The sequence below is a fragment of the Phytohabitans maris genome (assembly GCF_031085175.1).
Classification (GTDB): Bacteria; Actinomycetota; Actinomycetes; order Mycobacteriales; family Micromonosporaceae; genus Phytohabitans; species Phytohabitans maris.
Genome location: NZ_JAVHUY010000048.1, coordinates 70,371 through 79,972 on the forward strand (window position 1 = coordinate 70,371; position 9,602 = coordinate 79,972).

Annotated in this window: 7 protein-coding genes; all 7 read left to right on the top strand. The window is 71.9% G+C overall.

The annotated features are described in order from the left end of the window. Positions 1-81: 81 nt before the first annotated feature. The 7 genes from RB614_RS36080 to RB614_RS36110 all read left to right on the top strand — a co-directional run bounded on the left by RB614_RS36080 (position 82) and on the right by RB614_RS36110 (position 9,602). Positions 82-1,245 (top strand): extracellular solute-binding protein, encoded by a 1,164-nt coding sequence (locus tag RB614_RS36080; protein WP_308717184.1) that lies wholly within the window; start codon positions 82-84, stop codon positions 1,243-1,245. Continuing rightward, complete coding sequence (locus tag RB614_RS36085) at positions 1,242-2,711, top strand: FAD-dependent oxidoreductase (RefSeq protein ID WP_308717185.1); 1,470 nt, start codon at positions 1,242-1,244, stop codon at positions 2,709-2,711. The genes RB614_RS36080 and RB614_RS36085 overlap by 4 nt, the downstream gene beginning before the upstream one ends. After that, on the top strand, positions 2,708-4,096 hold the full coding sequence (locus RB614_RS36090) for an MmgE/PrpD family protein (protein WP_308717186.1): 1,389 nt from the start codon (positions 2,708-2,710) through the stop codon (positions 4,094-4,096). The genes RB614_RS36085 and RB614_RS36090 overlap by 4 nt, the downstream gene beginning before the upstream one ends. A gap of 10 nt (positions 4,097-4,106) precedes the next feature. Next, positions 4,107-5,711 (top strand): FAD-dependent oxidoreductase, encoded by a 1,605-nt coding sequence (locus RB614_RS36095; protein WP_308717187.1) that lies wholly within the window; start codon positions 4,107-4,109, stop codon positions 5,709-5,711. Between the two features lie 152 nt (positions 5,712-5,863). Next, positions 5,864-7,045 (top strand): extracellular solute-binding protein, encoded by a 1,182-nt coding sequence (locus RB614_RS36100; RefSeq protein ID WP_308717188.1) that lies wholly within the window; start codon positions 5,864-5,866, stop codon positions 7,043-7,045. Positions 7,046-7,071: 26 nt separating this feature from the next. Next, entirely contained in the window at positions 7,072-8,241 is a 1,170-nt protein-coding gene (locus tag RB614_RS36105; protein ID WP_308717189.1) for an acyl-CoA dehydrogenase family protein, read from the top strand. A gap of 266 nt (positions 8,242-8,507) precedes the next feature. After that, positions 8,508-9,602 (top strand): acetamidase/formamidase family protein, encoded by a 1,095-nt coding sequence (locus tag RB614_RS36110; protein ID WP_308717190.1) that lies wholly within the window; start codon positions 8,508-8,510, stop codon positions 9,600-9,602.

Below are 9,602 nucleotides of genomic sequence, written 5' to 3' on the forward strand. Positions count from 1 at the left end.
CCTGCCCGGCCGCCACCCACCGCCGGGGCGATGCCCGCTGCCCGAAACCCGGTCGCAACCGGTCGTTGGAGAGGAGAACTGATGAGGCGCACCAGATCCGGGACGTCCGCCCGGCTCGGCACGGCCCTGCTCGCCGCGGCCGTGCTGGCGTCGGCCTGCGGGGGAGGTGGCGACGACCCGGCCGGCGACGGCGGGGCGGGCGCCCCCTGCGCGCTGCCGAGCGGCCCGGTCACCGAGGCCAACAACTGCAAGTACCCCGGGCAGGAGATCACCGTGTCGGCGACGCCGGGTGGGCTGCTCGACGGGTACAAGGCCGCCTTCGGGCCGCTGTTCGAGAAGACCACCGGCGCCCGGATCAACTGGGTGGCGCAGGGGCCGGACGTCTCGGTGACCAAGATCCTCGCGGCCGCCGGCGGCACCCCACCGGTCGACGTCGTGCTCGACTCGTTTCCGCCGGTGCTCACCAGCGCGGTCGAGAACGGCGCCTTCCAGAAGATCGACCCGGCCAGCGTCCCGAACTACGCCGAGGTGCCGCCGAACGCGTTCGCGATCGAGGGGTACGGCGCCGCGACCTGGTTCTACCGCATCGGGCAGTGCTACGACGCGAAGAAGGCCGCGGCCCTGCCCGGCGGGGCGCCGAAGACGCTCGACCCGTGGTTCGACAGCGACCTCGGCGTCGGCTTCCCGACCCCGGAGAACACCCGCTGGGACCTCACGGTGGGGACGCTGGCGAAGAACTTCGGCGTCGGGTTCGACGAGCCGCAGAAGGCCGTCGACCGGATCCGGCAGATCCGCGGGCTCAAGCTCTACGCGGCGTCGTCCGAGTCGGACCAGATGCTGCTCAACGGCGATGTCGGCACCGTGGTGACCTCGGACGGCCGCTGCGCCGCGATGAAGGAGAACGGCGCCGACGTGGCGTTCGGCTCGCTCGGCCTGAGCATCGACGGCAAGAGCTACGACTACATCCAGTCGCTGACCGGACCGCAGATCGCGACCGGGTCGAAGAAGGTCGAGCTCGCCAAGGCCCTGATCAACACGTTGTTCACCGCCGAGGCGCTCAAACCCCTGATCACCTCGCTGATCTACGACCCGACCCAGCCCAGCGTCCAGCAGATCGTCAAGAACGACCCGAAGCTGGCACCCTACGCGTGGACCGACTTCGACGTGCTGTACGCCAACACGTTCGTCGACCTGGAACGCAACCGGGCGGCCTGGGTGGACGCGTGGCGAAGGACGTTCCAGTGAGCGCCGGCACCGCCCCGGACATCGTCACGGACGTGCTCGTGGTCGGCTTCGGCGGGGCCGGTGCCGCCGCGGCCGTCGAGGCACACGACCGGGGCGCCGACGTGCTGATCGTGGAGAAGATGCCCGAAGGTGGCGGCAGCACCCGCGAGTCGGCCGGATCGATCGGCTCCGTCGCCCGGCGCGACGCGGCGATCGAGCACTACCTGGCGCTGACCAAGGGCCGTACGCCCCGCGCGCTCGTCGAGACGTTCGTCGACGGCCTCGGCGAACTCGACGGCTGGTTTCGGGCCAACGGCTCGGAGCTGGTCTCGTTCGCCATGTGGGAGCCGATCTTCCCGCACCGCAAGCAGGGCAGCGCGTACCCCAACCTGCCCGGATCGGACGGCATCGGGCTGCGCCTGCGCGTCCCGGCGGAGGCGGGCGAGCAGGGCGGCGAGTCGCTGTGGGCGTTCCTGTCCCGCAACGTGGACCGGCGGGGCATCCCCGTGCTGACCGGCGCCCCGGCACACCGCCTGCTCATCGACGCCGACGGCACCGTGTACGGGGTCGAGGTGCGACACGAGGGCCGGGCGCGGCGCGTCATCGCCCGGCGCGGCGTCTGCCTCACCTGCGGCGGCTACAACTACGGCGGCGAACTGCTGCGCGACGCGGTCGGCGTACACCTGCCGGCGCTCTCGCCACCGGGCCGCAACACCGGCGACGGCATCCGGATGGCACAGGCCGCCGGCGCCGACCTGTGGCACATGAACTGCGTCGTCTCCACGTTCGGGTACAAGTTCGACGGCGAGGACGCCGCCTTCCTGGCGCTCATGCCGGCGTACGGCTTCTTCGTCGTCGACCAGGCCGGCCGGCGCTTCGTCGACGAGACCGCCGTGGAAAACCACGCGGCGGCGCAGGTCCTGCTCGTGCCGGACACCCGTACCGGCGACCTGCCGCGCCTGCCGAGCGTGATCGTGTTCGACGAGCGGACCCGGCTGGCCGGACGGGTGGCGCTGCTGGAGATCGGCGAGAACCGCCGGTACCCGTGGAGCGCCGACAACAGCGCGGAGATCGCCAAGGGCTGGATCCGGCGCGCCGGCACGATCGAGGAGCTGGCCGGGCAGGCGGGGCTTCCGGCCGACACTCTCGTGGAGACCGCGCGCCGGTACAACGCGGCGGCGGCCTGCGGCGGCGACGACCACGCCCGGCCGGTGTCCCGGATGGCGGCGCTGGAAACGCCCCCGTACTACGCGATCCCGGTCTGGCCGGCCCTGTTCAACACCCAGGGCGGACCGCGCCGCGACGAGCGGGCGCGGATCCTGCGGCCGGACGGATCGCCGATCCCGCGGCTGTTCAGCGCCGGCGAGCTCGGCTCCATGTGGGCGACGCTGTACCCGGGCGCGGGCAACGTCAGCGAGGGCATCGTCTACGGCCGGATCGCGGGCCGGAACGCCGCCGCGCAGCCCCCGTACCCAAGGCCGGCGTGACCGGGCCGGCCGTCACCGCGTCGGCGCGGCTGGTCGCCTGGGCCAGCCGGCTCCGGCTCGCCGACGTGCCCGCGCCCGTGCGCCGCTCGACCGCGCTGCACATCCTGGACACCATCGGCTGCGGGCTGGCCGCGTCCGCCCGCGGGGTGGCGACCGCGGCCCGCGACCTCGTACGGGACCGGGCCGCAGCGGGAGACTGCTCCCTGATCGGCGGGCACCGCCGGGTCGAGGCCGCCCCCGCCGCGTTCGCGAACGCCATGCTCTGCCACGGCCTCGACTACGACGACACGCACAGCGGTGCCTCCGCCCACATCAGCGCCGTCGTCGTCCCGGCCGCGGTGGCCGCCGCCGAGGCGCACGCCCGCTCCGGGGCGGACCTGCTCCGCGCGGTCGTCGCGGCGACCGAGGCCACGGCGCGGATCGGGCTGTCGGCGCCCGGCCGGTTCCAGGCGCGCGGCTTCCACCCCACCTCCGTGTGCGGTGTGTTCGGCGCCGCCCTCGCCGCGGCCGGCCTCGAGGCCCTGCCGCCGGGCCGGACGGTCCACGCGCTGGGCGTGGCCGGCAGCATGGCCGCCGGCATCCTCGAATGCCTCGACGACGGCAGCGAGGCCAAGCCGGTCAACGCGGCCGTGGCGGCCCGCAACGGCATCGAGGCCGTCGAGCTGGCCCGGTACGGCGTCACCGGCCCGCGGCGTGTCCTCGAAGGACGGTTCGGCGTGGTCGCGGCCTTCGCCGGCGGGTCCGGCACGGCGCTCGCGGCGGCCGTGGACACCCTCGGGACCGTGTGGGAGAGCGCGCGCATCGCCCCGAAGCCGTACCCGGTCTGCCATCTCATGCACGCCGCCGTCGACGCCGCCGCGGCCGCCCTGGACGCCTGCGGGGCGGCACCGGACCGGGTCGCGGAGATCGTCGTCGGCGTGCCGTCCGCGGCCGTGCCGATCGTGCTCGAACCGCTCGCCGACAAGCGCGCCGCGCGCACCGCGTACCACGTGAAGTTCAGCCTCCCGGTGGCGCTCGCGATCCGGCTGCTGCGCGGGCGCCTCGACCACGCGACGATCGAGGAGGCCCTCGGTGACCCGGCCGTGCGCGCCCTCGCCCGCCGCGTGCGGTACGAGGTCGCCGAGTTTCCCGCCGCCCGCGACGCCTTCCCCGGCTGGGCCGAGGTGGTGCTGGCCGACGGCCGGAGCTTCCGGGCGGAGGTACCCGTCCAGCGCGGCGCTCCGGAGCACCCGATGACCGACCGGCAGGTGCTGGAGAAGTTCCGCGTCAACGCGTGCGACGCGCTGCCGGCGCCCCGTTCGCGCGAGCTGGCGGAGCGGATCCTCGCCATCGAGCGGGAGCCCGACGTCCGCGACGTCTTCGCCCTGTTGTCGCCCGGAAAGTAGGGAGGACCGCGTGTTCAAGACCGGAAGCTTCGACCGGACCGTCGAGGTCGTCGTGGTGGGATTCGGCAACGCCGGCGCGGTGGCCGCGCTCACCGCGGCCGACCACGGCCGCGAGGTCCTGGTGCTGGAGAAGCAGCCCGCCGACCGGCGGCGACCCAACAGCCGCTTCTCCGGCGGCCTGTTCCTGTGCCCCAGCGACGTCGACGCCGCCACCCACTACATGAACCAGCTGGTCCGGCTCAACGGCGAGGTCGCCGAGACCGACCCGGCGGTGGTGCGGGCCTGGGCGGGTGCCACCGCCGACAACGTGCGCTGGCTGACCGGCAACGGCGGGACGGTCGTCCAGGTCGCCGACCACGGCGAGCACGAGTTCATCGAGGGCTTCGAGAGCATCAGCATCTACAAGCCGGACATGGGCGAGCACCCCGGCACCGGCGCCCGGGGATGGGGATACGGCCTTTACGAGTTCCTGCAGGGGCTGGCCCACGAACGGCCGATCGACGTCATGTACGGCGCCTGCGCCCAGTGGCTGCTGGAGGACGCGGCCGGACGGGTCACCGGGGTCCGGGTGCGGGACGCCGCGGGGCGCACCACCGACCTCGGCGCCTCCCGCGGCGTCGTGCTGGCCTGCGGCGGCTTCGAGTTCGACCCGTCGATGAAGCTCACCTACCTCAAGGCCTTCCCCACGCACTTCTACGGAAACCCGGAGAACACCGGCGACGGGGTGCGGATGGCGATGGAGGTCGGCGCGGACCTGTGGCACATGAACGCCTGCGCCGCCCGCCTCGTCGGGCACTTCCCGGACTCCGGCTATCCCGGCGGAGTGCCGCTCGACCTGTGGGGGATCGAGGGCATGAGCGGGATCAAGATCCTGTACGGCGACTTCGGTACCGGCGCCGGGACCGGCCGCCGCGCGGCGGGTCCCCTGCGGGTGGCTGACGACGTCGCGGTCGACGTCGCCGGCGAGCGGGTGTCCGGCGGCATCTTCGTCGACCGCTACGGCCGCCGGTTCACCAACGAGCTGTACCGCACCCACACGCTCTACTACGAGGTGACCGACTTCGACAGCCACCGGCTGCTCTACCCGAAGATCCCGAGCTGGTGGGTGTTCGACGAGGCGCGGTTCGCCCGCGGCCGCCTCGTGCCCGACTTCTACGGCCCGGGCGGGCCGCTGGGTGAGATCCGGTGGTCCGACGACAACCACGCCGAGGTGGAACGCGGCTGGATCCGGCGGGCCGGCACGCTCGACGGGCTCGCCGACCAGTGCGGCATGGACCGGGAGGCGTTGCGCGGCACCGTCGACAGCTACAACGCCGGCTGCCGCGACGGCAACGACGAGTTCGGCCGGCTGCCACGCACGCTCGTACCGCTGAGCGACGGCCCGTTCTACGCGGTGCGGATGTGGCCGGGCGGACCCAACACCCAGGGCGGCGCGCGCCGCAACGCCGACGCCCAGGTCATGCGGGTCACCGGCGAGCCGATCCCCGGGCTGTACTCGGCCGGCGAGTTCGGCTCCGTGTACGGGATGCTCTACCCCTCCGGCGGCGGAAACATCGCCGAGTGCATCGCGTTCGGCCGCATCGCCGGTGACAGCGTCGCCACGCGGCCGCACTGACACCCTGTCCAGCGGCGGCGGCACATCGCGACCGCGTGTCCATGGTCCAGACCGGCCGGTCCTCGTACCGTTCTGCCATCCCCGCGGCTCACCACCTGGTTCGCCGGCGACATCGGTACGCCGGCGCGCATCCGCCCGAGGAGGCCTCGCTCATGACAACACCGACCACGGCGCGCAGGCGCCGCCACCATACCGTCAACACGGTCGGCACCGCCGCCCTCCTGCTGGCGCTCGCCGCCTGCGGAGGCGACGGCGACGCCGGCGCGGACCAGGCATCGTCCTGCGCCCTGCCGTCCGGCGCCGTGACCGCCGAAAACAACTGCAAGTTCGACGCAGAGACCATCACCGTGTCGGTGACGCCGGGTGGGCTCGCCGACGGCGCCCGCGCCGGCCTGGGCCAGCTCTTCGAGTCGACCACCGGCGCGAAGATCGAGTGGGTCGAGCAGGGACCGGACGAGGTCCTCACCCAGCTCTTGGCCGCCCGCGGCGGCACACCGCCGGTGGACGTCGTGCTCGACATGTACGTCCCCACGCTCTACAACGCCGCCCGGGACGAGGTCTTCGCGAAGGTCGACCGGTCCCGCATCCCCAACGTCGCCGACGTCACGCCCAGCGCGTACGCGGTACCCGACCTGGGCCCGGCGGGCTACGTCTGGGTCGTCGGCGCCTGCGTGAACCAGTCGCGGCTGGGCAAGCTCGGCGTCACCGAGCTGAACCGCTTCGAGGACTGGTTCGACCCGCGGCTCGGCGCGGTCGCCTTCCCGCAGCCGACCAACTCCCGCTGGAACCTGACCATGTCGGCGCTGGCCGCCCACTACGGTGCCCCGCTGGACAACCCGTCGGTCGTCATCGACCAGCTCAAGAAGCTCCCCGGCCTGAAGCTGTACGGCGCCACCTCCGAGGCGGACGACATGGTCCAAAGTGGAGAGGTCAGCGCGGTCATCTCGTCCGACGGGCGCTGCAACGGCCTGGCGAAGTCCGGCGCGCCGGTCCGGTTCGCGCCGCTCAACCTCAGCGTCGGCTCCGCGACCTACACCTACATCCAGGCCGCGACCGGCCCGCAGATCGTCGCCGGTACGAAGAAGACCGCGATGGCCGAAGCGCTGATCAACACCCTGTTCTCGGCGGACGGCAAGGCGATGCTGCCGCTCACCACCAAGCTCATCTACAGCCCCACCAAGCCGAGCATCGGCACCGCGATGAAGCAGGACCCGGCGGTGGCGCAGTACGTGCTGACCGACTTCACCGCGCTGTACTCCGATCCCGACTTCGTCGCGCGGTTCATGCAACAGCGGCAGGTCTGGGTCGACGCCTGGAACCGGGCCTTCCACTAGATCTCGGCTCGTCGAAGGGATCCCCGATGACGCTCGACCCGCTCGACCCGGCCGGGGTCGACGACCTGCTGACCGCCGACGAGAAGGCGGTGCGGGAGTCGGTACGGCGGCTCGGCGCCGCACGGATCGCGCCGTACATCGCCGACTGGTACGAGGCGGGGGAGGTGCCCGACATCCGGGTCCTGGCGAAGAGCCTCGGCGAGCTCGGGGTCCTCGGCATGCACCTCGCCGGCTACGGCTGCGCCGGGATGAGCGCCACCGAGTACGGCATCGCCTGCCTGGAGCTGGAGGCCCTCGACTCCGGCATCCGCTCGCTCGTCTCGGTGCAGGGCTCGCTGGCGATGTATGCGATCCACCGCTGGGGCTCGGAGGAACAGCGGCGGTGCTGGCTGCCCCCGATGGCCGCCGGCGACGCGATCGGCTGCTTCGGCCTGACCGAACCGGACGCCGGCTCGGACCCCGCCAGCATGCGGACCAGGGCCCGGCGCGACGGTGGCGACTGGATCCTCGACGGCCGGAAGATGTGGATAACCAACGCCAGCGTCGCCGACGTCGCCGTGGTCTGGGCCCACGCCGAGGACGGCATCCGGGGCTTCGTCGTGCCGGCCGGCACCCCCGGCTTCACGGCAACCGAGATCAAACGCAAGATGTCGCTGCGCGCCTCGGTCACCGGCGAGCTCATCCTGGACTCCGTGCGGCTCCCGGCCGGCGCCGTGCTGCCCGGGGCGCACGGCCTGCGCGGACCACTGTCCTGTTTGAACGAAGCCCGCTACGGGATCGTCTGGGGCGCGATGGGCGCCGCCCGTTCGGCGTACGAGGCGGCGCTGCGCTACGCCGGCGAGCGGGAGCAGTTCGGGCGGCCGATCGGCGCGTTCCAGCTGACCCAGAGCAAGCTCAGCGACATGGCGTTGCGGTACACCACCGGAGTGCTGCTGGCCCTGCACCTCGGCCGGCGCAAGGACGCGGGCGTCCTGCGGCCGGAGCAGGTGAGCCTCGGCAAGCTCAACAACGTGGGGGCGGCGCTGGAGATCTGCCGGTCCGCCCGCACCGTGCTGGGCGCCAACGGGATCTCGCTGGAGTACCCGGTCATCCGGCACATGAACAACCTGGAGTCGGTGCTCACCTACGAGGGCACCGCCGAGATGCACACGCTCGTCGTCGGCCAGGCGCTCACCGGCCACGCCGCCTTCCGGTAGCGCGGCAGGGGATGGCGACGCGAACGGGATCGCCGGTGACCGCGCCGCTCGCTCCTGGGCGGCCTCGCCGCGCTTCGAACGGGAGTACGCACGTGCTCCGTCCCCGCCGGCGTGGGTAGAGGCCGTATCGTCGTGGGTATACAGCATTGCGCGCTGCGGTGAGCGCGGCGGCGACCGTTGGCGCAGTTGGCGCAGTTGGCGTTTCTCTGCCGTCGGATGCTGATCATCCGCCGGCGTGAGGCCGAGGGTGACCGTTTGGGGCATGGATGAGTACTCATCGGATCGAGCTGGATCTGTCTCGTTCGCTTTTCGAGGATCATCGGCGGGGTCATAACCGGTGGCATCCGGGGATTGAGCCGACGTTGCGGGTCGTGCCCGGTGACGTCGTGGATGTGGATATGCGGGACGGTTTGGATTTCCAGATTTGGCCGCATAGTGGGGTTGAGGATGTGGTCGCGTTGGATGTGACGCGGGGGCATCCGTTGACGGGTCCGATTTATGTCGAGGGTGCCGAGCCGGGTGATTTGTTGGATGTGGAGATCTTGGAGGTGCGGGCCAGTGATTTCGGGTTCACTTTGCTGTTTCCCGGCCTCGGGCTGCTGGCGGATCGGTTTACCGGGCATTTTTTGGCGAAGTGGGAGTTGGCCGGTGGTGTGGCGCGGTCGGCGCAGTTGCCGGGCATCGCGGTTGCTGGTGATCCGTTTCTGGGTGTGATCGGGGTGGCGCCCTCGGTGGAGCGGATGGCGGGGTTCGCGCGGCGGGAGGCGGCGTTGGCGGCGACGGGTGCTTTCGTGATGTTGCCGGAGTCGCGGGGTGCGGTGCCGTCGGATCCGGTGTTGTCGGCGGTGGCTGTTCGGACGGTGCCGCCGCGGGAGAACGGCGGGAACATGGATATCCGCCGGCTGACTGGTGGGTCGAGTGTGCAGTTGCCGGTCGAGGTTCCGGGTGCGTTGCTGTCTGTTGGTGATCCGCATTTCGCGCAGGGTGATGGGGAGAGTTGCGGGGTGGCGATCGAGATGGCTGCTCGGGCGGTGTTGCGGATCGGGTTGCGTAAGCGGGGGGAGTTGCCGGGGTTGCCGGGTGCGCCGATGTATCGGTTCCGGGAGCGGTCGACGCGGGAGTATGTGGCTACGACGGGGGTGCCGGTGACGGCGGGTGGGGAGAACCGGTTCATGGACGTCGGGCTCGCGGCGGCGAATGCGCTTGGTGAGTTGGTCGATCATCTGGTGGCGTATCGGGGGCTGAGTCGGGAGCAGGCGTACGTGCTGGTGAGTGTGGCGGCGGATCTGCATATTTCGTCGGTCGTCAACATTCCGAACGTTCTGGTGTCCGCGGCGCTGCCGCTGGACGTCTTCGAGTGA

Bases quoted from the DNA above. Each gene is read 5' to 3' on its own strand.
- RB614_RS36105 (WP_308717189.1), top strand. From the start codon at position 7,072: ATGACGCTCGACCCGCTCGACCCGGCCGGGGTCGACGACCTGCTGACC.
- RB614_RS36100 (WP_308717188.1), top strand. From the start codon at position 5,864: ATGACAACACCGACCACGGCGCGCAGGCGCCGCCACCATACCGTCAAC.
- RB614_RS36080 (WP_308717184.1), top strand. From the start codon at position 82: ATGAGGCGCACCAGATCCGGGACGTCCGCCCGGCTCGGCACGGCCCTG.
- RB614_RS36110 (WP_308717190.1), top strand. From the start codon at position 8,508: ATGAGTACTCATCGGATCGAGCTGGATCTGTCTCGTTCGCTTTTCGAG.